This window comes from Sphaerisporangium flaviroseum, assembly GCF_039537005.1.
Taxonomy (GTDB): Bacteria; Actinomycetota; Actinomycetes; order Streptosporangiales; family Streptosporangiaceae; genus Sphaerisporangium; species Sphaerisporangium flaviroseum.
The window spans coordinates 390,376-412,071 of record NZ_BAAAZR010000001.1; the positions used below are offsets into that span (position 1 = coordinate 390,376).

A 21,696-nucleotide genomic window follows, 5' to 3' on the forward strand; every position below is an offset into this window, starting at 1 on the left:
GCGGGGTCACTCACAGTCCGCCGCCGCCCTTGCGGCTGCCGGAGTCGAGCACGCCCTGCTGCTGCTTGGCGATGTCGTCGAGCGCGTCCTTCGGCTTCTTCGCGCCGTTGAGGGCCGCGTTCACGTTGGTGTTCTCAATGTCGACGAGGCGCGCGTACTCGGGCACGTTCCACATGTCCCGCATCCGCGGAACCGAGTCGGCGTACACCTTGTTGAACGGCCCGGCATTGAGGAACTCGGGCGACTCCAGGGCGTCCGTACGCGATGGCACGCCACCGGCCGCGGCCCACTTCTTCTGGATGTCGGCCCGCTCGAACCACTTCATGAAGTTCAGGGCCTCCGCCTGGTTCGCCTTGGGGGAGTAGGCCGATACGTGCATCCCCATGCCGCCGAGAGGCACCAGGTTCGTCTTCTGGCTCGGCAGGGTGGCAAAACCCAGCTTGTCGAGAATCTGCTCCCGCGTGGTGCCGAGCGTCGACTGCTTCGGGTCAAGCAGGCCGCCGCTCGCGGCGATCCAGTTGAACGCGATGCATGCCTTGCCCTGGGCGACCGCCGCGTTCACCTCGTCGATGAACCAGTTGCCGGAGCCCTTGGCGGTCAGCGGCTTCATCTTGTTGACCAGGACGTCCATCGCCTCCTGGCCCGCAGTGTCGTTGAGGACGCCGTCGATCTTGCGCGTCTTGGAGTCCCAGAGGTTGCCGCCGTAGACGCCGTTGACCGTGTTGTAGGTTACGGCCGCGGCGTCGGAGCCGTTGGCCTGGTGGAAAGCCAGCCCGCTGACGCCAGGGTGGTCCGCCTGGCACTTCTCGGCGACTGAGATCATCTCGTCCCACGTCTGCGGTGGCTTGTCGCCGATCAGGTCCTTGCGGTAGATCATCGTCCAGGTGTCGCCGAGCAGCGGCAGTCCGTACATGCTGGCGTTTTCGTCGCGCTTCCCGGTCTCCGCCTGGGGGAACTGGCCGTAGGCCGCCAGGAGGTACGGGTTGTAGGCCTTGAGGTCGATGTTCGCCTTGACGAAGTCGGTGATGTCGAGGATGTTGCCGTTCGTCACGGCCTCGCCGATGTGTTGCGAGTCCAGGATCGGGATGTCGAAGTCGGTCTTGTGCGCTGCGAACTGGGTGAACATCGCGTCGTGCCAGTTCGCGTTCGGCACGGTTTTGACCTTGACGGTCACGTTCGACCGCTCCTTGGTGTACTCGGCGTTCGCGAAGGCTTCCAGCGCGTGGGCGGGGGGCCAGTCGAACCAGATGAAGCTGAGGGTCAGCGGGTCCTTGGCGAGCTCCGGGATGGCCGCCGGTGCCTTGGGGGCGCTCGCCTTCGCGCCGTCGTCCTGACCGCAAGCCGCCATGGTCGTGGCCACCAACATGGCCGCCGTCGCCAGCCGCACCTTTCGACGGGGAACGGACAGTCGTCCTATTCGCTTTGGATACCGCATCCTTCTTGCCTGCTTTCTGGGTGGGGACCTCTGGAGCCTTGCTGCGTGCTTCGCCGAGCGGTTGCTGGGTTGTTCAGGCGTGTTGCCGGCCGTCGCAGGGGCTGACCCGCGGACCGGCGTCACGAGTACGCCGCGATGTAATGGGGCTTCAAGCAGTCGAGAAGTCCTTCGGTCCTTGTGCGGCCCGGGGGCGAATCGAGTAGGACGTCGAGCATGCTCATGGGAGCTCCAACTGATCGAAGCGGAGCGATGGCGGGCGGTTCCGCGATGGGTGAAGGATGGCTGGCATCCGTCACATTTCCTATACGATCCGAGTGGGGGCAGCATCCCGCAGCGTTGCGACCGATGTCAACAGGTTCCCGAAGACGCAAGAAAGGACCTCACGTCACGATGGACGACGAAGCGATGATCGCGCGGCGCCGTGGGGCCATGACGGGCGGAACGCCGCCGGGAAGATCTCGCGGCCGGCTTGCCGACGAGGTGTACGACACGCTGCTCGGACAGCTGATGTCGCTACGGATCGAGCCTGGCTCCCGCGTCACGATCGACGTCCTGGCGCGAGAGCTGGGGGTCTCGCAGACGCCGATCCGAGACGCTCTGAACCGCATGGAGGCCGAGGGCCTGGTCGTGCGTGTGCCCCATGCCGGCTATCGCATTCCCCCCCAAATCACCCGTCACCGATTCGAGGACATGCTTGAGCTCCGCCTGCTCCTCGAGCCGGCAGCGGCGCGCAAAGCCGCCGAACGCGCATCCTCGAAGCAGGTGGCCGGTCTGCGACGAATGCTGGAGGAGATGGCGGAGCTGGAGGGGGGCGATGGGCCCATGGCCTATGGCGCCTTCGGGCTACGCGACGCCGCTTTTCACGATCTCGTCGCCCTGAGCGCGGAGAACCAGGTCATCCGCGAAGCGCTCGCTCGCCTGCACACGCACGTGCACCTGTTCCGGCTTCTCCACGACACCCAGGTCACTCACTTGGCCATGGCCGAGCACGAAGAAGTTCTGGCCGCGATCGCCGCACGTGACCCCGACGCCGCCGCCTACGCCATGCGTCGGCACATCCTGCTGTCCGGCGAGCGGTTCCGACGATTGTTCGACGAGGCCAAGGGCGCGGACGGAATGGCGGTAAAGGCTTGACGGGCGGGCTGGGCCGAGGAATGCTAACTCAATCGGATCGGATCGGATTGGATCCACCTCACCCGCCCCAGATGTGAGGAGAAGCAGGTGCCCAGAGCGCTGCTCCTGACCGGCGACGCCGCCGAGGAGCTCGACACCATGTATCCCTACTATCGCGTGCAGGAGGGCGGCTGGGACGTTGACGTCTCGTCACGGACGATGCGTGACGTTCAGCTGGTCATCCACGAGTTCGACCCCAACTCCGACGCCTACGTGGAGAAGAACGGCCGAAAGTTGCCGGTCGACGTGCCCTGGGCCGAGGTCGACGTCGAGCGCTATGACGCCCTCATCATCCCTGGGGGACGTGCCCCCGAATGGATCCGGGTCGACGCCGACGTCAGGCGCATCACCGAGCACTTCTTCGCGCGCGACCTCCCGATCGCGCTGGTGTGCCACGGCGCGCAGGTGCCGGCTGTGTACGGGCTGCTGAAGGGTCGAAGGACGGCGTGCTTCCCCCCCATCACCGGTGACATGGAGAACGCGGGCGCGACGGTCGTCGACGCTCCCGACGTCGTGGACGGCAACCTCGTCTCCTGCCGGGGGTGGCCCGACATGCCGCAATTCGGCAGGGCGATGATGGAGGTCTTCTCGAAGTCCGTCAACTCCGCATCGGCATGAGCACACCGGACCTGTCCCGGTGACGGCACTTCGGACCGTCACCGTCGACGGCTCCCCCGTCCACGTCCTGGAGAGCGGCACCGGGCCCGCGGTGCTGATGCTGCACGGCTCCGGACCCGGTACGACCGGATCCGGCGCCTGGGCGACGACGGCACAGGCGCTGGGCACGTCCTGGCACCTGGTGGCTCCTGACCAGGCGGGGTTCGGCCGTACACCGATCCCGGCGGGCTCCAGGGGTGGGCTCCGGCTCTGGACGGAACAGGCCGCGGGCCTGATGGATGCTCTCGGTGTCGAGCACTACGCCGTGGTGGGCCACTCCATGGGCGGTGCCGTGGCGCTGGCGTTGGCGGCCGCGCGTCCCCAGCAGGTCACCCGTGTCGTGGCGGTCTCGACGATGGGCGCCCCCGGGGCGCCGCTGTCCGCCGAGCTCGACGCGGTCTGGGCCGCCCCCGCCGGCCCGCTCGGGGCACGAGACATGTTGAGTCGCCTCGTCCTCGACCAAGCGCTCGTGACCGAGTCGGCCGTCGCTGCCCGTGCAGCTGCGATGCGAGCGGGGGCGGCCGCATTCGCGTCGTTGTTCCCTCCACCTAGGGCACGTTGGGCCGACGAGCTCACCCTCTCGGCGCAAACGCTGGCAGGGGTCCGCGCGCCCGTGCTGCTCGTCCACGGCGCCGAGGACCGAGTCACCCCGCTCGGGACGGCAGCCCTGCCCCTGCTCGAACACCTGGCCGATGTCCGTCTGTACGTGCTCGGCCGATGCGGGCACGTGCCGGCGCTCGAGCACCCGCACGACTTCAGGCGACTCCTGTCGTGCTTCCTCGGCCAGGAACGAGGTCACTGATCAGCGGGCGCTGTTGGAGGTCCACTTCTTCGGCCCCGCCGCGCTGACCCGCGCCGCCCTTCCCCACCTGCGGGCACGGCGGTCCGGCGCGATCGTGCAGCTGGTTCGCCGGCGGGGTGCTGTTCGTGGACATGTTGGGCTACGACCCCGCCCGCCGGGTGGACCCCGACCGCGCGGTGGAGGGGTAGTACGCGGGTTGCGTCGAGAGGAGGTGGCGCATCTCGCCGGAGTGAGCGTCGACTACTACACCCGCCTGGAGCAGGCACGCCACAGCACCCCGTCGGACGCGGTCGTTGACGCCCTGGCACGGGTGTTCCGGCTGGATCCGGCCGCCCGCGCACACCTGGCCGACCTCGCGCGACCGGCCCGGCAACGCGCCAGGCAGCCACCGCCGCAGCGCGTGCGCCCGGCCATGCAGCAGATGATCGCCTCGATGACCGAGCACCCGGCAGTGATCCTGGGCCGGCGCACCGACGTGCTGGCCGCGAACCTGCTCGCCCGCGCCCTGCTCACCGACTGGACGCGGCTGCCGGCCCGGGACCGCAACTACACGCGGTGGATCTTCCTCGATCCCGGCGCCCGCGCCGCTTTCCTCGACTGGCCGTCCGTGGCCGCCGACGTCGTCGGCACGCTGCGCCTCTACGCCGGCCGCAACCCGGACGACACCAGGCTCAGCGAACTGGTCGGCGAACTCACGATCAAGAGCCCTGAGTTCCGTACGTGGTGGAACAGCCACAAGGTGCACGAGCGCACCCACGGCACCAAGCACATGATCCACCCCGCCGTCGGGCCGATCACCTTACGGTATGAAGCCTTGACGCTGCCCGGCGACGAGGACCAGACACTCTTCCTCTACACCGCCGACCCTGGCAGCCCGTCACAGGAAAACCTGCGGCTGCTCGGCTTGACAGTCAGTGAGTACCAGATCACGGCAAGCCGCCGGTCAGGTGATTGAGCCACCTGGCGACGGCATGGTTCTGTGCGGGCCGCCGACCCGGTAGGCGGCCATCAGCACGGCTCGTCCCAAGCGCAGTCCTCGTGTTCCGCGCCGCGTACCCGGCGAACCTCATCGGTGATCCGCTCATCGAGGTCGATGGCGATGGCCGTCCCAGGGGGGTAGCCGTGCGGCGCGGGGTGCGAGGACGGTCACCGGGAGGTTCCTAGGTTTCGAGAAAGTGCCTTCTTCTCACCACGCTGACGATCTCCTACGGTTACCAGGTAACCGAAAGAGAGTAGGAGGCACCTCCATGGCCGTCACCCTGGTCGACCCGAGCGGGCTGCCGCAGGTCGGCGTCTACCGGCAGGTGTCGGTGGCAACCGGCTCGAAGCTGATCCACGTGGCCGGGCAGGTCGCCTGGGACACGGACGGGAACACCGTCGGTAAGAATGACCTCGCCGCCCAGGTCGAGCAGTGCTACCTCAACGTCGCTACCGCGCTGGCAGGCGTCGGGGCGTCCTTCGCCGACGTGGTGAAGTTGACCGTGCACGTCGTCGACTGGGCGCCGCAGCGGATGCCGGAGCTGCTGGCCGGGATCGCTCAGGCGTCCACGAAACTGGGTATCACGCCCGCGGCGCCGGCCTCGCTATTCGGTATCGCGGCACTGGATGTGCCCGAACACCTGGTCGAGGTCGAGGCGACGGCCGTCCTCGATTAGGGCTGCGATGCGCCGAACTGGCGGCGCGACATCTCGATGTGGCCCAGAAAACGCTGGGTCCAGCCGCACATGCCGTCGATCACCTCGCGCAGAGCCTCGCCGGCCTCGGTGAGGGTGTACTCCACGCGGGGCGGGATGCTGGGGTGCACGGTCCGCTCCACCAGGCCGTTGCGCTCCAGCATTCGCAGGTTCTGGGTCAGCATCTTGTGGCTGATGCCACCGATCTCGCGGCGAAGCTCGCTGAACCGCAGGGTTCCCTGACCGAGGAATTCGACGATCAGAAACGCCCACTTGTTGGCCACGTCCGAGAAGATCTCGCGTGCCAGCGAGTCAGCACGCGCCAGATCGGCGCCCGGCGGCAGCTCGCTGATTTCCTGTCTAGTTCCCATCGCCAGACTCTCCAATGGTTCTTCAGTAACCGCAAGAGAGTGAACCCGTCTTCGGCGCCGATGGCAAACTGATCGTCGGACCGGTATCCGACACGGTCCGGGTGAATTCGGCAACGACAGGCTGGACGGCATCGGAGGCAACGACACCCTCGACGGCCGCGGTCCGTTCGTCACCGGCGGTACCGACACCTGTGTCGCCGACGTTGGTGACCATCTCGCCAACTGCTGAGTGCGGTACGTGCCCCGCTCGCCACCCGGGAGCAGGGCACGCCGGAGCAGGTGTTCGGCTCGATGAGCGCCGAGCGCCGCTAACGTGGGCGTGTGGTCACGGACATCGGTCTGCCGATCTCTGTCGCGATCAGCGCGGCCGACACCCACGACAGCCTTGCACTGGAACCGCTGGTGCGCGGCATCCCGCCGATCCGCTCCCGGCGCCGCCCACGACGCCGCCGGCCCGCCAAGCTCCACGGCGACAAGGGCTACGACCACCCGCGCCTGCGAACCTTCCTGCGCGGGCGCGGGATCATCCCGCGCATCGCCCGCCGAGGGATCGAGTCCAGCCGGCGGCGGGACGCCACCGCTGGGTCGTGGAACGGACCGTCTCCTGGCTGGCCGGCTGCCGACGCTTACACCGCCGCTACGAACGCCGGGCCGACCACTTCGCATCCTTCGTCGCCATCGCCGCAGCCCTCATCTGCTACCGCCGCCTCACCAAATGAGTCGTCGTCTAAGAAGCCCCGGCGTAGCAGGCGGGGCAACGGCGAGGGCACCGTGTACCAGCGGTCGGATGGCACATGGTGCGGTCAGGCGTACGTCCTCACAACCGACGGCACCGAGAAGCGGAAGACCGTGTACGGCAAGACCGCTGAACAGGTGCGCACGAAGATCAACGAATTGCAGGTGAAGTCACCCCGCGACGCGATGGAGATTCTCGGGCACAGCCGGATCTCGGTCACGATGGAGATCTACACGCACGGCGACGAGGAAAGCCGGGAGAGCGCGATTCGCAAGGTCAACGACCTGTTCGAATAGGCCGTTGCAGTAGTGGTTGCAGTAAACAGCCCCGGACGGAGATCCGTTCGGGGCGTTTTGGCTGGTGGGGCTACCAGGACTTGAACCTGGGACCTCTTCCTTATCAGGGAAGCGCTCTAACCGTCTGAGCTATAGCCCCGCTGTGCGGCGCAGAGAAGACTATCGCCTCCGCGGAGCGGAAGCGAACCGTCTGTCTGACACGGAAAAGCTTACCGTGCTCTCAGGCTTCCCGCGCCAACGGGATGCACTCGTTATCGTCTGACGCGGGGAGTGTAGGGATGCCGTTGAGGGCGGGGGGACGGACCCTCAACGGCACCTACAGCACTACTCGGCCTCGCTGAAGGTCACCTCGACGCCGCCGACCAGATCGGAGGCGACGTTGTAGATGACGGCTCCGAGCGTGGAGAGCGCGGTGATCAGTACGACGTTCACCGCGCCGAGGAGAGCGGTGTAGCCGAGGATCCGCACGGGCTCGAACCACGACTTGATGTCGAGGCCGCTGCTCGTCTTGCCGTCGGGGACGGTGAGCTGGGTCACGGTGTTCACGATGGAGTCGAAGACACCGAGGGCCGACAGCACGCCGTACAGCACGGCCACGGCCACGAACAGCACCACGAAGCAGACCAGGGAGACGACGAAGCTGAACTTCATCGCCGACCACGGCTCGATTCTGCGCAGCACCAGGTGGGCCTTGCGCGGGGCCTTGACCGGTGCGGGCTTGTCACGCTGCTCGGGGCGCTGCCCGACGACCGGTTCGGGGGTGGCCAGGGCCGACATGGCTCCGAAACCCCCCTGCTTGGTCCCGCCGCCAGGACCGGTGGCCGTGCCCGTACGCTGCGCGGGCCCTGCGCCCGTGCGCTGGCCGCCGGGACCCGTGGGGCCCGGAGTGGATCCAGGACCCGGCCGGGTGGAGCCGGGAATCGTCCCTGAGCCGGGGCCGGGCCTTCCGGAGTCGGGAGTTCCGGGACCGGGCCTTCCGTCGGGGATACCTCCGGGGCCGGGCCTCCCAGAGCCGGGAGTGGCCCCAGGACCGGGCCTTCCCGAGCCGGGAGTGGTTCCGGGAGTGGTTCCGGGCGTACCGGAAGGGCCGGGAGCGGCTCCGGGGCGGGGAGCGCCACCGGGGCCGGGCCGTGAGTCGGGACCAGGACCGTCGGGACCGGGCCGCGGGGTGCCGCCGGGGCCGGGCCGCGGAGCGGTCGACGGGCCGGCGGGCATCGCGGGAGCCGGAGCCGCCGCGGGCGGCTTCTGCGCGGGCCTGGTGGGACCCCCTCCCGGACTGTCGGGAGTAGGAGACCAGGCGTTGTTTTCAGGAACGGCCGAGGAGCGGATGCGAAGGGTCGCGTCTCCGTCCTTGCCATCTCCGGCAGGGGTCACCGCATCATCGTCACTGGACACGACAACTACCCTGTCATCACTCTGGTCCCCCGGGGGCTGACCCTTGCCCGTATTTTCCGAGGTGTTCACGCTCTCCGTCACTTGATTACGTGTCGAAGAGTTCACCGAGGAGGCAGGGCGGGGTCCCTTGGCGGAGGTTCGCTTGCGGTTCGCCGATGTACCGGATGATTTACCGGTATTCCCGGAGTTGGCCTGAGGGCTCATTCCTCGTCATCTCCCCCGTTGTCCTCGGTGTCCAGCGCTTCGGCGTTGCGGGCGAGGGCAACCACGCTGTCTCCCTCCGAGAGGTTCATCAGGCGCACTCCCATGGTCTGGCGGCCGGACTGCTTGATCTCGCCCGCACTGGTCCGGATCACCCCGCCGGCCGAGGTGATAGCGAACACCTCGTCCTCGGGACTCACCATGACTGCTCCGACCAGCTTGCCACGGGCACTGACAATCTTCGCAGTCAGTACACCTTGCCCGCCTCTGCCTTGAACGGGATATTGATCCGAAGGTGTCCGCTTCGCATACCCACCGACGGTCGCGATAAGCACGTCGGCGCCATCGCTGACGACGTTCATCGCCAGCAATTCGTCCCCATCGAGGAACCTCATGCCGATGACACCGCTGGTGGCGCGGCCCATCGGGCGCAGGGCCTCGTCGGAGGCGGTGAAGCGGATCGACTTCGCGCCGCGGGAGATCAGCAGGAGGTCGTCCTCCTCGGAGACGAGCCGGGCGGCGATCACCTCGTCGTCCTCGCGGAGGCTGATGGCGATCAGGCCGCCGGACCTGGGGGAGTCGTACTCCGACAGCCGGGTCTTCTTCACCAGACCGCTGCGGGTCGCCAGCACGAGGTACGGCGAGACCTGGTAGTCACGAAGATCGAGGATCTCCATGACGTGCTCGTCGGGCTGCATCGCCAGGAGGTTCGCCAGGTGCTGGCCACGCGCGTCGCGGCCCGAGTCGGGAAGTTCGTATGCCTTGATCCGGTAGACGCGGCCCTTGTTGGTGAAGAACAGCAGCCAGTGGTGGGTCGTCGTTACGAAGAAGTGCTCGACGATGTCGTCCTGCCGGAGCTGCGCGCCGCGCACGCCCTTGCCGCCGCGCTTCTGCGCGCGGTAGAGGTCGGTCCTGGTGCGCTTGGCGTAACCGCCACGGGTGATCGTGACGACCATGTCCTCTTCGGCGATGAGGTCCTCGATGGACATGTCACCGTCGTAGGCGATGATCTCGGTCTTGCGCTCGTCACCGAACTTGCCGACGATGTCGCTGAGCTCGTCGGCCACGATCTGCCGCTGCCGCGGCTCCGACGCCAGGATCGCCTCGTACCCGGCGATCTGCGTCATCAGGGCTTCGTACTCGTCGATGATCTGCTGGCGCTCCAGCGCGGCGAGCTTGCGCAGCTGCATGTCGAGGATGGCCTGAGCCTGGATCTCGTCGATCTCCAGCAGCTCGATCAGGCCGCCGACCGCCTGCGCCGCCGAGGGCGACCTGCGGATCAGCGCGATGACCTCGTCCATGCGGTCCATGGCCTTGAGCAGACCGCTCAGGATGTGGGCACGCTCCTGCGCCTTGCGGAGCAGGTAGCGGGTGCGGCGGACCACGACCTCGATCTGGTGGGCCACGTAGTGCTTGACGAACTGGTCGAGGCGGAGCGTCCTCGGCACGCCGTCGACCAGCGCCAGCATGTTCGCGCCGAAGGTGGTCTGGAGCTGGGTGTGCTTGTAGAGGTTGTTCAGCACGACCTTGGCGACCGCGTCGCGCTTGAGCACGATGACCAGACGCTGGCCGGTGCGCGAGGAGGTCTCGTCGCGCACGTCGGCGATGCCGGTGACCTTGCCGTCCTTGACCAGCTCGGCGATGGTCAGCGCCAGGTTGTCGGGGTTCACCTGGTACGGCAGGGCGGTCACCACGAGGTTCTGCCGGCCCTTGGCGTCCTCTTCGACCTCGACGATGGCCCGCATCGTGATCGAGCCGCGCCCGGTGCGGTAGGCGTCGTCGATGCCGCGGCGGCCGACGATGAGCGCGCCGGTGGGGAAGTCGGGACCCTTGACGCGGACGATCAGCGCTTCGAGGAGCTCCTCATCAGAGGCCTCGGGGTGCTCCAGAGCCCACTTGACGGCCTCGGCGACCTCGCGCAGGTTGTGCGGCGGGATGTTGGTCGCCATGCCGACCGCGATGCCGGCGGCGCCGTTGACCAGCAGGTTGGGGAACCTCGCCGGCAGGACGATCGGCTCCTGGGAGCGCCCGTCGTAGTTCGGCTGGAAGTTGACGGTGTCCTTGTCGATGTCACGGAGCATCTCCATGGCGATCGGCGCGAGCCGGCACTCGGTGTATCGCATCGCGGCCGCGGGGTCGTTGCCCGGCGAGCCGAAGTTGCCCTGGCCGTCGACCAGGGTGTATCGCAGCGCCCAGGGCTGCGCGAGCCGCACGACGGTGTCGTAGATCGACGCGTCGCCGTGGGGGTGGTAGGAGCCCATCACGTCGCCGACGACGCGGGAGCACTTGAAATATCCACGGTCGGGCCGGTATCCGCCGTCGTACATGGCGTAGAGGACACGCCGGTGCACGGGCTTCAGGCCGTCACGCACGTCGGGCAACGCTCGGGACACGATGACCGACATCGCATAGTCCATGTAGCTGCGCTGCATCTCGGACTGGATGTCGACGGGCTCGACGCGGTCAGCCGGAGGCCCCGGCGGGATGTTGACTTCGGTCACGGGTGCTATGTCCTTTTGGGAGATGAGTCTGTACGGCTGCCGCTACACGTCTAGGAATCGGACATCCCGTGCGTTTCTAATGATGAACGACCTCCGTGCCTCGACGTCCTCACCCATCAGCACGGTGAACATCTCATCGGCCTGGGCGGCGTCGTCGAGGGTGACTTGAAGCAGAACCCGGGTCGCCGGGTTCATCGTGGTGTCCCAGAGCTGGGCGGCGTTCATCTCGCCCAGACCCTTGAAGCGCTGGACTCCGTCGTGCGCGCGCGGGTCGCGCCGGCCCTGCTCGACTCCGGCGTTGATGATGGAGTCGCGCTCGCGGTCGGAGTAGGCGTAGCTGGCGTCCTCGCCCTTGCGGTCCCACTTGATCTTGTACAGCGGCGGCTGGGAGAGGTAGACGTGGCCCGCCTCGATCAGCGGCCGCATGAAACGGAAGAGCAGCGTCAGCAGCAGCGTGGTGATGTGCTGGCCGTCGACGTCGGCGTCCGCCATGAGGATGAGCTTGTGGTAGCGGAGCTTCGCGATGTCGAACTCGGCGTGCACGCCGGTGCCGAGAGCGGTGATCAGCGCCTGGACCTCGTTGTTCTTGAGCACCCGGTCGATGCGGGCCTTCTCGACGTTGAGGATCTTGCCGCGGATCGGGAGGATCGCCTGGAACTTGGGATCGCGGCCGCCCTTGGCGGAGCCACCGGCCGAGTCGCCCTCGACGATGTAGAGCTCGCACTTCTCGGGCTCGGTCCACTGGCAGTCGGCCAGCTTGCCCGGCAGCCCCGAGCCCGCCTCCAGCAGCGACTTACGGCGGGTGAGGTCGCGCGCCTGACGCGCGGCGATGCGGGCGCGAGAGGCCTGGAGAGACTTGTTGAGGATCTCCTTGGCCTCGCCGGGGTTCCGCTCGAACCAGTCGCGGATGTAGTCGTTGCAGGCCTTCTGCACGAACGACTTGGCCTCGGTGTTGCCGAGCTTGGTCTTGGTCTGGCCCTCGAACTGCGGGTCGGTCAGCTTCACCGAGATGATGGCGGTCAGGCCCTCACGGATGTCGTCACCGGTGAGGTTGTCGTCCTTGCCCTCCTTGAGGAACTTCTGCTCGCGGGCGTAGCGGTTGACGATGGTGGTCAGCGCCGCGCGGAAGCCTTCCTCGTGGGTGCCGCCCTCGGCGGTGTTGATCGTGTTGGCGAACGTGTAGACCGACTCGCTGTAGGAGGCGTTCCACTGCATCGCGATCTCGACGGAGATGCCCTCGCCCTCGGACTCGAAGTCGATGACCGAGCCGTGGACGGCGTCCTTCTTGGCGTTGATGTGCCGGACGAAGTCGGAGATGCCGCCCTCGTAGTGATAGGTCACGGTGCGGGGCGAGCCGTTGACGTGGTCCTCGCGCTCGTCGTTGAGGACGATCGTGAGCCCCTTGTTCAGGAACGCCATCTCCTGCAACCGGCGCGACAGCGTCTCGAAGTTCCAGGTGGTGGTCTCGAAGATGGTCTCGTCGGCCCAGAAGGTGATCGAGGTGCCGGTCTCGTCGGTGGGCTCGCCCTTGGCCAGAGGAGCGATCGGCCTGCTCTCGGAGTAGGACTGCCGCCAGTAGTGCCCCTCGGTCCTGATCTCCACCTCGAGCCGCCTGGAGAGGGCGTTCACGACCGAGACGCCGACGCCGTGCAGACCGCCGGAGACGGCATAGGACTTGCTGTCGAACTTGCCGCCCGCGTGGAGGACGGTGAGGACGACCTCGACGGCCGGGCGCTGCTCACCGGGGACGATGCCGACGGGGATGCCACGACCGTTGTCCACTACCCGGACACCATTGTCCGCCAGCAGCGTGACCTCGATGTGGTCGGCGTGACCGGCGAGTGCCTCGTCCACGGAGTTGTCCACGACCTCTTGGACGAGGTGATGGAGGCCACGCTCTCCGGTGGAGCCGATATACATACCAGGGCGCTTACGAACCGCCTCAAGTCCTTCGAGAACGGTGATTGAGCTAGCGTCGTAGGACAAGTGCGAAATCCTCCTGCCGCGGACACGCGGCGGGAGAGACCACATGCGGCTGCCCCTGCCGTGCCCGTCACCGTCGTGAGTGCCTCGATGCGACCACCCTGGGAGATCGGCGCGCGGCCGGGGGTGACTCGCATGCGGACGTGTCCGGAATCCGATTTCATTCTACCGGTCAGAAGCGCATCAGGTGGCATTGACGGCCGCTGTGATGGCCTGTCGGGCGTCGAAGGCCTTCCTCAGCATCCCCCCACCGGGATGGGGGTCACTGCCGCCAACGTGATTCTGATCGGTTTCCCCGGGGGTCACCACCTCGATTTCGCTGCTCTGACGACGCTGAAACGCACAGCTCAGCCGTAGGTGTCTCCGGGGCCCCGGCTGCCGGTCACCCGCAATCCGCCTGTCGGCCGGGGGCCGTTCTGCGGTCCGCGCACCTTCACCCGGCTCACCGTGCCGTCACCGAGCTCCTCATTCAGCCGCCTGACCAGGGAGGACGCAAGCAGGCGCACCTGGGTGGCCCAGGCCGTGGAGTCGGCCACGACCAGAACCTCTCCGTCGGCGAAGGTCTCGGGCTTGGTGTGGGCGGCCACATCGGCCCCAACGATCTCGTGCCATCTCCCGAACACGCCTCCGACGGCGAGCGGCTGCTCCCATCCGCGATCGGAGAGCAGGTCGCGGATGGCACGCCCGAAAAGCTGGGGATCGCCGGCGTCGCGCCGGGCCGAAGATCGGCGACGAGGCTCGCGCCGGGGAAGCTGCCCGCGTTTGGCGGCGTCGGATTTCGCCTGGGCGAGCTTCTCGCGCGCCATGGCGGCGCCGCGCGCCGCGACGCCCTCAGGGGACTGGACTCCGGATGGCTCACCTGACACGGGTGACGCTCCCTTCCGCGACGTCGAACCGGGCACCCGCGAGCTGCGCGGGGACGTCCTCGGGCACCGCCGCGGTGATCAGGACCTGTTCGGCGGGGGCCACGATCTCGGCCAGGCTGCGGCGCCTGCGGCTGTCGAGCTCGGCGAACACGTCGTCGAGGATCAGCACCGGGTCACCGCCCTCGGCCTTGAGCAGGTCGTACGCGGCGAGGCGCAGCGCGAGCGCGAACGACCAGGACTCGCCGTGGCTGGCGTAGCCACGCGCGGGAAGCTCGCCGAGGCGGAGCAGCAGGTCGTCGCGGTGGGGTCCGACGAGCGTCACGCCGCGATCGAGCTCGGCCTGGCGGACCTCCAGCAGGCTCGCCCGCAGGGCCTCCTCCAGCACCGCGCGATCGACCACGGCGACTGTGGACAACTCGGGCGCCACGGGACTCGGAGTCCCCGCGGCGGTCCCCAGCCCTGTGGACAAGGTGCCGCGGTATTCGATGTCGGCGGGTGCCGAGGAGGGGGCCAGCAGCGCGTACGCCTGGGCCACGAGCGGGCGCAGGGCCTGCACCAGCTCCAGCCGCGCGGCGAGCAACTCGGCGCCGTGCCTGGCCAGGTGGGCGTCCCAGACCTCAAGCGTGCTGAGAGCGTCACCGGCGCCGGCGGCGGAGAACCCCGCCTCGGACTCCTGACGGCGGGCACTCTGCCGCCGGCCGGGTTTGGCGTGCATGGCCGTGCGCAGCAGGGCGCCGCGCTGCTTGAGCACCCGGTCGTAATCGGCCCGGACTCCCGCGAAGCGCGGCGCTCGGGCGACGAGCAGATCGTCGAGGAACCTGCGCCTGTCGCCTGGATCGCCCTTCGCGAGGGCGAGATCCTCAGGGGCGAACAGCACCGTGCGCAGCAGGCCGAGGACGTCACGCGGGCGGGGCACCGAGGAGCGGTTGAGCCTGGCGCGGTTGGCACGGCCCGGGTTGATCTCCAGCTCGACCAGCGCGCGGCGGTCGTCGCGGACGACCACGGAGCGGATGATGGCCCGGCTGGCGCCCTGGCGCACGAGCGGGGCGTCGGTGGCCACCCGGAAGCTCGCGAGCGTCGCCACGTAGCCCAGGGCCTCTACCAGGTTGGTCTTGCCCTGCCCGTTCGGGCCGACGAGCGCCGTCACCCCCGGCTCCAGGGCCAGCTCCACGGCGGAGTAGGACCGGAAGTCGGTCAGCGACAGATGGGCGACATGCACCTCACGAAGGTTAGTGCGCCCCTACGACAACAACAGCCCAAGAACGCAACGCGTGCCGACGTTCGTAGCTCAGGTTGCGCCGGCCCCACTCGCGGGACGTCGGCATGTGTCACGTCGCGGCGTGACGGGCGCCGCAGGGGTTGCCATGGTGCCGCATGACCGGCCCCGCCGGCACGCGGTATGACCGGCCGCCGCCGGCACGCGGTATGACCGGCCGCCGCCCGCACGCGTTTATGACCGGGGCCGTGGCACCGCATGGCCACCCGCGTACGGCCCTGTACCGGCCGTACGCCACCCGCGAGACGGGAGGGAGCGTGGGATGCCCAAGGGAACGCTGGGATCGGTACGGACCGGCGTGGGACGCCGCCCGTGCCCGGCTGCCCTACAGGACCGCCGGGCCTCGCGCGGGGATCAGCGCTCCTGTGCGGGGCTCAGCGCTCGGCTTCCACAGGGGGTATGACGTCGGCGCCTGGGGAGTCGGCGCCCTTGGCGTGCTGACCCTCGGCCGAGGAGACGGCGTGGCCGCCGAACTGGTTGCGCAGGGCCGCGATCATCTTCATCGCGGGGGAGTCGTCCTGGCGCGAGGCGAAGCGGGCGTACAGCGCGGCGGTGATGGCGGGCAGCGGAACGGCGTGCTCGATCGCGGCCTGGATGGTCCAGCGGCCCTCGCCGGAGTCCTGCGCGTACCCCTTGAGGTCGGACAGGTCGGAGTCCTCCTCGAGCGCGCGCACCGCCAGGTCGAGCAGCCAGGAGCGGATGACCGTGCCGGTGCGCCAGCTCTTGAAGGTGCCGGGGACGTCGTCGACGATGTCGGTCGCGTCCAGCAGTTCCCAGCCCTCGGCGAGCGACTGCATGATGCCGTACTCGATGCCGTTGTGGACCATCTTGGCGAAGTGGCCCGCGCCGACCTTGCCCGCGTGGACGAAGCCGTCCTCGCCTTCGGGCTTGAGCGCCTCGAAGATCGGCATGAGCTTGCGGACGTTCTCGGGGTCGCCTCCGACCATGAGGGCGTAGCCGTTCTCCAACCCCCAGACCCCGCCGCTGACGCCCACGTCGACGAATCCGATGCCCTGCTCTGCGAGCCGCTCGGCGTGCTTCTGGTCGTCGAGGTAGTGGGAGTTGCCCCCGTCGACGAGGATGTCGCCGGGCGAGAGCACCTTGCCCAGTTCCTCGATCGTCGCCCGGGTCGGATCACCGGAGGGGACCATCACCCAGACCACACGGGGGGCTTCGAGTCGCTCCGCCAGCTCGTGCAGGCTGGCGACATCGCTGGTCTTCGGGTCACGGTCATAGCCGACAACGTCATGGCCGGCGCGACGCAGCCGCTCCGCCATGTTGCCGCCCATCTTGCCCAGCCCGACCATGCCGATCTGCATCTCAGCCACCCCTCGTGAAGGTCTCCATCATCCACGACGCATCGAACGCGCCGTACCCCGCCCCGCCGTGTCCAATCAAGGCACGGCGGGGACTCTAGCTGGACAGGCGGATGGGCATGATCAGGTAGCGGTAGTCGGGCGTGACGCCGTCGTCCACAGGCTTGCCTCCGGTGAGGATGGCCGGCTTGGTGGAAGTGGTGAACTGCAGGCGGGCCACGTCGGAGTCGATGGCGCCGAGCCCTTCCAGCAGGAACTGGTGGTTGAAGGCGATGTTGATGTCGTCGCCGTCGAACTCGACGGGAAGCACCTCGACCGCCTGCGCCTCGTCGCCGCTGCCGGCCTCCAGCACGACCTCGCTCCCGTGGAATGCCAGGCGCACCGGGGTGTTGCGCTCGGCCACCAGCGCCACGCGCTTGACGGCCTCGACGAAGGCCGCGGTCGCCAGGTCGGCGTGGGCGGAGAACTCCGTGGGCAGCAGCGAGCGGTATTTGGGGAACTCCGGGTCCAGGAGCCGGGTGGTGGTGCGCCGGCCGGCACTGGAGAAGCCGATCATGCCCTCGCCGGTGCCGCCGGTGGAGCTGAGCGCGATCTCGACCTCGGCGCCGGTGGTCAGCGACTTGGCCGTGTCGGCGAGGGTCCTGCCCGGGATCATCGCGATGGCCGAGAAGTCGGGCTGGTCGGGCTGCCACTTCAGCTCACGGACGGCGAGGCGGTAGCGATCGGTCGCGGCGAGGGTCACGGTGTCGCCCTCGATCTCCATGCGGACGCCGGTGAGCATGGGCAGCGTGTCGTCCTTGCCCGCCGCGACGGCGACCTGGGCGACGGCGGAGGAGAAGATGTCGCTCCCGACCCGGCCGGCGGCCGGGGGCATCGTCGGAAGCGAAGGGTAGTCCTCCGCGGGCATGGTCAGCAGGGTGAACCGGGCGCTTCCACAGGTGACCACGGCCTTGGCGCCTTCCACCAGGAAGTCCACAGGCTGTGAGGGGAGAGCGCGCGTGATCTCGGCGAGCAGGCGGCCGGAGACGAGCACCAGGCCTGGTTCACCGGTCTGCAGCTCCAGGGTCACCTCGGCGGAGACCTCGTAGTCGAAACCCGAGAGCTTGAGCTGCTGCTGGTCGGTGACCTCCAGCCGCATGCCGGCGAGCACCGGCACGGACGGCCTCGCGGGCAGGCTGCGTGCGGTCCACGCGACCGCCTCTGCGAGTACGTCTCGGTCGACACGGAACATCACGTGGATCCGCCTCCTGTTGGTTCGTCTGTGTCTTGATCGCGGTCTTCATCCCGGCTCGACTGCTCCGCGCCGTTGATTCAAGTGTTCACTCTCCCGCACGGGAGGGCCGCGAGAACCCTTCTATGGGTCTTGAGTTCTAAGTAGAGAGAGATACAGGTCATCGCATTAGGGGGCGTGGATACTGTGGAAGTCTAATGTCTTCCCAGCTCAGAGCCCTTTATTTGTCCACCGGGCCTGTGGGCGGGCGGTGGGTTACCGAGCCGGGCCTGGGGACAGACAAGAGTTGCACACAGGCCGTCCCCAGTTTCGGGGGTGTTCATCCACCGGTCATCCACGAGGTTTCCACCGGTTATCCACGGGGTAAGAGGCGTACTTCGGGGTGCCTCCAGACCCTACCCACAGGCCGTCCCCAGGTCGTCCACCGGTGGTCCCCAGGTCTTCCCCAAGATGTCCCCAGGTTCGTCCCCAGGGCTCCGACCAGCCGTTCGCTTGCTTGGTAGCGCTTCGCGGCCCGGATTCGCTCTTCTCACCGGCATTGTGCACTGATCCACAGAGATATCCACAGGCTGTGGATCATCAGGCGTTGCGCGAGTTCTGTTTGATGCGGTTCGTCAGCTCGGTGACCTGGTTGTACATCGACCGGCGCTCCGCCATCAGCGAGCGGATCTTGCGTTCCGCGTGCATGACCGTCGTGTGGTCACGCCCGCCGAACTGCTGGCCGATCTTGGGAAGGGAGAGGTCGGTGAGCTCCCGGGCCAGGTACATGGCGATCTGCCGGGCCGTCACCAGTACGCGCGAGCGCGAACTTCCGCACAGGTCGTCGATCGACAGCCCGAAGTAGGCCGCCGTCTGCGCCATGATCGTCGCGATCGTGATCTCGGTGCTGGAGTCCTCGGTGATGAGGTCCTTCAACACGACCTCGGCGAGCTGCAGATCCACCGACTGCCGGTTCAGGCTGGCGAACGCCGTGACGCGGATCAGCGCGCCCTCCAGCTCGCGGATGTTCGTGGAGATCTTGCTGGCGATGTATTCGAGCACGTCACCGGGGGCGGCCAAGCCCTCCTGGATCGCCTTCTTCCGGAGGATCGCGATGCGCGTCTCCAGCTCGGGCGGCTGGACGTCGGTGATCAGGCCCCACTCGAAGCGGTTGCGGAGCCGGTCCTCCAGGGTCACCAGTTGCTTGGGCGCCCGGTCGCTGGAGATGACGATCTGCTTGTTGGCGTTGTGCAGCGTGTTGAAGGTGTGGAAGAACTCCTCCTGCGTCTGCTCCTTGCCCTCCAGGAACTGGATGTCGTCCACAAGCAGGATGTCGACCGCGCGATAGCGAGCCCTGAATCCGTCGGCCTTGTGGTCGCGGATCGAGTTGATGAAGTCGTTGGTGAACTCTTCCGAGCTGACGTACCTCACGCGGGCCCCGTCGTAGAGCCGCTGCGCGTAGTGACCGATCGCGTGGAGCAGGTGGGTCTTCCCCAGCCCCGAATCGCCGTAGATGAACAGCGGGTTGTACGCCTTGGCCGGCGCCTCGGCGACCGCGACGGCGGCCGCGTGCGCGAACCTGTTCGACGCGCCGATGACGAAGGTCTCGAAGGTGTACTTGGGATTCAGCCGCGCGGGCTCACTGGGCTTGCCGCCCCGGCTGTCCCACCGGTTCTGCACCGGGCGGTCGTAGCTCTCCGACTCTTGGCGCGGACGCGGCGGCTGGCTCTCTGGCCTGCCGGAATACGGCGGTTGTCCCCCATAAGCCCCGGTCTGCTGGGGGTACTGCTGCGCCGCGTCCCCCCGGGCGTACGGCTGAGCGGGCTCACCGCGGGGGTACTGCTGGGGCGTTTCGCCCCGGGAGTACTGCTGCGGGGCGTCGCTGCGGGGGAAAGGCTGTGCGCCGTCGCCACGCGGAAAGGGCTGCGAGCCGTCGCCGCGGGGGTACGGCTGGGACGCGGGCGGTTCCTGCTGGGAAGGCTGAGGCTGCTCCTGGCCGCCCGGACCCGGCTGGCCGGGGAAGTTGTCCTGGTTCTGGTAGCCGTCCTGCCCCTGGTAGCCGTCCTGTGGATACGGCTGGGAGGACCCTCCGGGATTGCCTCCATAGGAGTCGTCGGGGTTCGCTCCATAGGAATAGGAGTAGGGCTGCGCCTGTGGCCTGTTCTGTGGATAGTCGGTGGACACTCCCTGGTCGGGAAAGGGCTGCTGGCCCATGGGGCCTTGCCTGCCAGGCTGTCCGTACCCCTGCTGCGGTTGTCCACCCTGGGGATAACCGGGTGACGAGCCCTGGGGATATCCCTCAGGCCTCGGGGCCGGGGCGTCCCCAGCGCCGGCCATCGGGTCCACCATGACCGCTACTCGCATCGGCCGGCCGAACTCCTGCGAGAGCGCCTGGGCGATGAGCGGGCGGAGCTTGGTCTCCAGGACGTCCTTGGCGAAATCGTTCGGCGCCGCAAGGATGATCGTGTCGTTCACCAGACCGAACGGCCGGGTCATGTTCAGCCACGCGCGCTGCTGAGGCGGGACGCTTCCTTCGGCGAAGCTCTCCAGCGCCCGGGCCCACAACGGACCGAGGTCGACACCATCCATTGGTCGGCCCCTCCTCCCTTACGCGGCCCCCGCACGCGCGCCGCGATTCGTTATCCACATGGATGCCTGCCGGAGCAGGCTCCCTCGGCGTCGGGCCTCGCGGCTGTCCCCACAGCGTTGTCCGCAGGCTCCTTTCGGTGGTCCACAACGGGTCCACACCATGTCCACATACGGTCCACACAGTGTCCACAACTCTCATACGCGCGTCCATGCACGTTGATGAGATGGAGGGAAGGTCCGAAGGGCTGACAGTAGCGCTGTGCACATCCCTGTTCAAGACGTTGTCCACAGCCTAGTGGCAGGTTGGGGGCGGCATGGTGCACATACTGTGGATGACGCGGCGGCGGTGGAAAGACGGCCTGTGGAATAGTGGATAACCGTACGGGCGGCGGCTGATCCGGCCTTTCCGGTTTGACCTCTAGCCTGGTTGCCCCGTAACGTACGACGGTCGGCTTGTCGCGCGACGGCACTTTGGCGTGCCCACGCATTCGGCAGGCCTTGCCCTGTGTGTCAACAGCTCGCACCGTGTGCGGGTGAACTCAAGCCTGGAGCCCACTCGTGAGCAAGCGTACTTTCCAGCCGAACAACCGCCGTCGCGCGAAGACCCACGGCTTCCGGCTGCGCATGCGCACGCGGGCCGGCCGTGCCATCCTCGCCGCCCGCCGTCGCAAGGGCCGCGCGGAGCTGTCCGCCTGACAGCGCGGAGCGCCCGGTGCGTGCTTTCCTCGCCCGTCGGAATTGACCGGCGGGCGATAGCCGTACCCGGACCCATATCCGTCTGAAAGCAGGTCCACTCGTGCTGCCGTCCGCCTCCCGTATGCGCCGTGGTGAGGAGTTCGCGAGCGCGATCCGGGGAGGCAAGCGCGCAGGACGCCCGACCTTGGTCGCCCACCTGAGCACCCAGGGAGATCCCGAGGGTCCGCCACTCGTCGGATTCGTCGTCAGCAAGGCCGTCGGCGGGGCGGTCGTCAGGAACCGCGTCAAGCGCCGTCTGAGGCACCTGATGCGCCACCGCCTGCACTCGCTACCGCGAGGTAGCCTGCTTGTTGTACGCGCCAATCCACAGGCGGCGTCCGCGCGAAGCGAGCACCTAGCCGCCGAGCTCGATGTCGCGCTGGATCGACTTATCGGGCGACGGGCGCCTGGACGACGATCCGGTCGTCCGGTCGCGACGGATGGACAGGCATGAGTAGCGGTGACCCGGGAGCCAGAGAGC

General features: G+C 67.9%; 19 protein-coding genes, 1 tRNA gene and 1 pseudogene. 9 read left to right on the forward strand and 12 right to left on the reverse strand.

Annotated features, from left to right (window positions below):
* Positions 1 to 10: 10 nt before the first annotated feature.
* Complete coding sequence (locus tag ABD810_RS01945; RefSeq protein ID WP_344933408.1) at positions 11 to 1,348, reverse strand: extracellular solute-binding protein; 1,338 nt, start codon at positions 1,346 to 1,348, stop codon at positions 11 to 13.
* Between the two features lie 477 nt (positions 1,349 to 1,825).
* Between ABD810_RS01945 and ABD810_RS01950 the strand changes: the two genes are divergently transcribed.
* The 5 genes from ABD810_RS01950 (at position 1,826) to ABD810_RS01970 (ending at position 5,722) form a co-directional block, all read left to right on the forward strand.
* A complete protein-coding gene (locus ABD810_RS01950; RefSeq protein ID WP_344933410.1) occupies positions 1,826 to 2,569 on the forward strand; it encodes a GntR family transcriptional regulator in 744 nt (247 codons plus the stop codon).
* An 87-nt stretch (positions 2,570 to 2,656) separates the two neighbouring features.
* Positions 2,657 to 3,226: a DJ-1/PfpI family protein gene (locus ABD810_RS01955; RefSeq protein WP_344933412.1), complete on the forward strand. Its 570-nt coding sequence runs from the start codon at positions 2,657 to 2,659 to the stop codon at positions 3,224 to 3,226.
* Positions 3,227 to 3,245: 19 nt separating this feature from the next.
* Positions 3,246 to 4,067 carry an alpha/beta fold hydrolase gene (locus ABD810_RS01960; protein ID WP_344933416.1) on the forward strand — a complete coding sequence of 274 codons (822 nt, stop codon included), beginning with the start codon at positions 3,246 to 3,248 and terminating at the stop codon, positions 4,065 to 4,067.
* Positions 3,958 to 5,022, forward strand: a complete 1,065-nt coding sequence (locus ABD810_RS01965) for a helix-turn-helix transcriptional regulator (protein ID WP_344933419.1) — start codon at positions 3,958 to 3,960, stop codon at positions 5,020 to 5,022. Before ABD810_RS01960 ends, ABD810_RS01965 begins: the two co-directional genes overlap by 110 nt.
* A gap of 292 nt (positions 5,023 to 5,314) precedes the next feature.
* Positions 5,315 to 5,722, forward strand: a complete 408-nt coding sequence (locus ABD810_RS01970; RefSeq protein WP_344933422.1) for a RidA family protein — start codon at positions 5,315 to 5,317, stop codon at positions 5,720 to 5,722.
* Here ABD810_RS01970 and ABD810_RS01975 read toward each other — a convergent pair.
* Together ABD810_RS01975 and ABD810_RS01980 are read right to left on the reverse strand one after the other, a co-directional pair.
* On the reverse strand, positions 5,719 to 6,126 hold the full coding sequence (locus ABD810_RS01975; RefSeq protein WP_344933424.1) for a winged helix-turn-helix transcriptional regulator: 408 nt from the start codon (positions 6,124 to 6,126) through the stop codon (positions 5,719 to 5,721). The genes ABD810_RS01970 and ABD810_RS01975 overlap by 4 nt on opposite strands.
* 7 nt (positions 6,127 to 6,133) lie before the next feature.
* On the reverse strand, positions 6,134 to 6,325 hold the full coding sequence (locus ABD810_RS01980) for a hypothetical protein (RefSeq protein ID WP_344933427.1): 192 nt from the start codon (positions 6,323 to 6,325) through the stop codon (positions 6,134 to 6,136).
* Between the two features lie 122 nt (positions 6,326 to 6,447).
* Here ABD810_RS01980 and ABD810_RS01985 point away from each other — a divergent pair.
* Both ABD810_RS01985 and ABD810_RS01990 read left to right on the forward strand, forming a co-directional pair.
* A pseudogene (locus ABD810_RS01985) lies at positions 6,448 to 6,830 on the forward strand (IS5 family transposase); the annotation flags it as partial.
* Positions 6,831 to 6,960: 130 nt separating this feature from the next.
* The gene (locus tag ABD810_RS01990; RefSeq protein ID WP_344933430.1) at positions 6,961 to 7,143 is read left to right on the forward strand and encodes a hypothetical protein; all 183 of its coding nucleotides are present in this window, start codon (positions 6,961 to 6,963) and stop codon (positions 7,141 to 7,143) included.
* A 62-nt stretch (positions 7,144 to 7,205) separates the two neighbouring features.
* Here the strand turns inward: ABD810_RS01990 and ABD810_RS01995 are convergent.
* From ABD810_RS01995 to dnaA, 9 genes are all read right to left on the reverse strand, one after another.
* Positions 7,206 to 7,282 (reverse strand) — tRNA-Ile (locus ABD810_RS01995).
* A 185-nt stretch (positions 7,283 to 7,467) separates the two neighbouring features.
* The gene (locus tag ABD810_RS02000; RefSeq protein WP_344933432.1) at positions 7,468 to 7,920 is read right to left on the reverse strand and encodes a DUF3566 domain-containing protein; all 453 of its coding nucleotides are present in this window, start codon (positions 7,918 to 7,920) and stop codon (positions 7,468 to 7,470) included.
* A gap of 818 nt (positions 7,921 to 8,738) precedes the next feature.
* The gene (gyrA, locus tag ABD810_RS02005) at positions 8,739 to 11,240 is read right to left on the reverse strand and encodes a DNA gyrase subunit A (RefSeq protein WP_344933435.1); all 2,502 of its coding nucleotides are present in this window, start codon (positions 11,238 to 11,240) and stop codon (positions 8,739 to 8,741) included.
* A gap of 42 nt (positions 11,241 to 11,282) precedes the next feature.
* Positions 11,283 to 13,226: a DNA topoisomerase (ATP-hydrolyzing) subunit B gene (gyrB, locus tag ABD810_RS02010; protein ID WP_425566833.1), complete on the reverse strand. Its 1,944-nt coding sequence runs from the start codon at positions 13,224 to 13,226 to the stop codon at positions 11,283 to 11,285.
* A gap of 344 nt (positions 13,227 to 13,570) precedes the next feature.
* Positions 13,571 to 14,089 carry a DciA family protein gene (locus ABD810_RS02015; RefSeq protein WP_344933441.1) on the reverse strand — a complete coding sequence of 173 codons (519 nt, stop codon included), beginning with the start codon at positions 14,087 to 14,089 and terminating at the stop codon, positions 13,571 to 13,573.
* The gene (gene recF / locus ABD810_RS02020) at positions 14,079 to 15,308 is read right to left on the reverse strand and encodes a DNA replication/repair protein RecF (RefSeq protein ID WP_344933443.1); all 1,230 of its coding nucleotides are present in this window, start codon (positions 15,306 to 15,308) and stop codon (positions 14,079 to 14,081) included. Before recF ends, ABD810_RS02015 begins: the two co-directional genes overlap by 11 nt.
* A 431-nt stretch (positions 15,309 to 15,739) precedes the next feature.
* Entirely contained in the window at positions 15,740 to 16,693 is a 954-nt protein-coding gene (gnd, locus tag ABD810_RS02025) for a phosphogluconate dehydrogenase (NAD(+)-dependent, decarboxylating) (protein ID WP_344933448.1), read from the reverse strand.
* Between the two features lie 85 nt (positions 16,694 to 16,778).
* Positions 16,779 to 17,915, reverse strand: coding sequence for a DNA polymerase III subunit beta (dnaN, locus tag ABD810_RS02030; RefSeq protein WP_344933451.1), 1,137 nt, complete (start codon positions 17,913 to 17,915; stop codon positions 16,779 to 16,781).
* Between the two features lie 576 nt (positions 17,916 to 18,491).
* Positions 18,492 to 20,480 carry a chromosomal replication initiator protein DnaA gene (dnaA, locus tag ABD810_RS02035; protein WP_344933455.1) on the reverse strand — a complete coding sequence of 663 codons (1,989 nt, stop codon included), beginning with the start codon at positions 20,478 to 20,480 and terminating at the stop codon, positions 18,492 to 18,494.
* 558 nt (positions 20,481 to 21,038) lie between these two features.
* Between dnaA and rpmH the strand changes: the two genes are divergently transcribed.
* Together rpmH and rnpA are read left to right on the forward strand one after the other, a co-directional pair.
* Positions 21,039 to 21,176 carry a 50S ribosomal protein L34 gene (rpmH, locus tag ABD810_RS02040; RefSeq protein ID WP_010849920.1) on the forward strand — a complete coding sequence of 46 codons (138 nt, stop codon included), beginning with the start codon at positions 21,039 to 21,041 and terminating at the stop codon, positions 21,174 to 21,176.
* A gap of 121 nt (positions 21,177 to 21,297) precedes the next feature.
* Positions 21,298 to 21,669 carry a ribonuclease P protein component gene (gene rnpA, locus ABD810_RS02045; RefSeq protein WP_425566857.1) on the forward strand — a complete coding sequence of 124 codons (372 nt, stop codon included), beginning with the start codon at positions 21,298 to 21,300 and terminating at the stop codon, positions 21,667 to 21,669.
* The last annotated feature ends 27 nt before the right edge of the window (positions 21,670 to 21,696 follow it).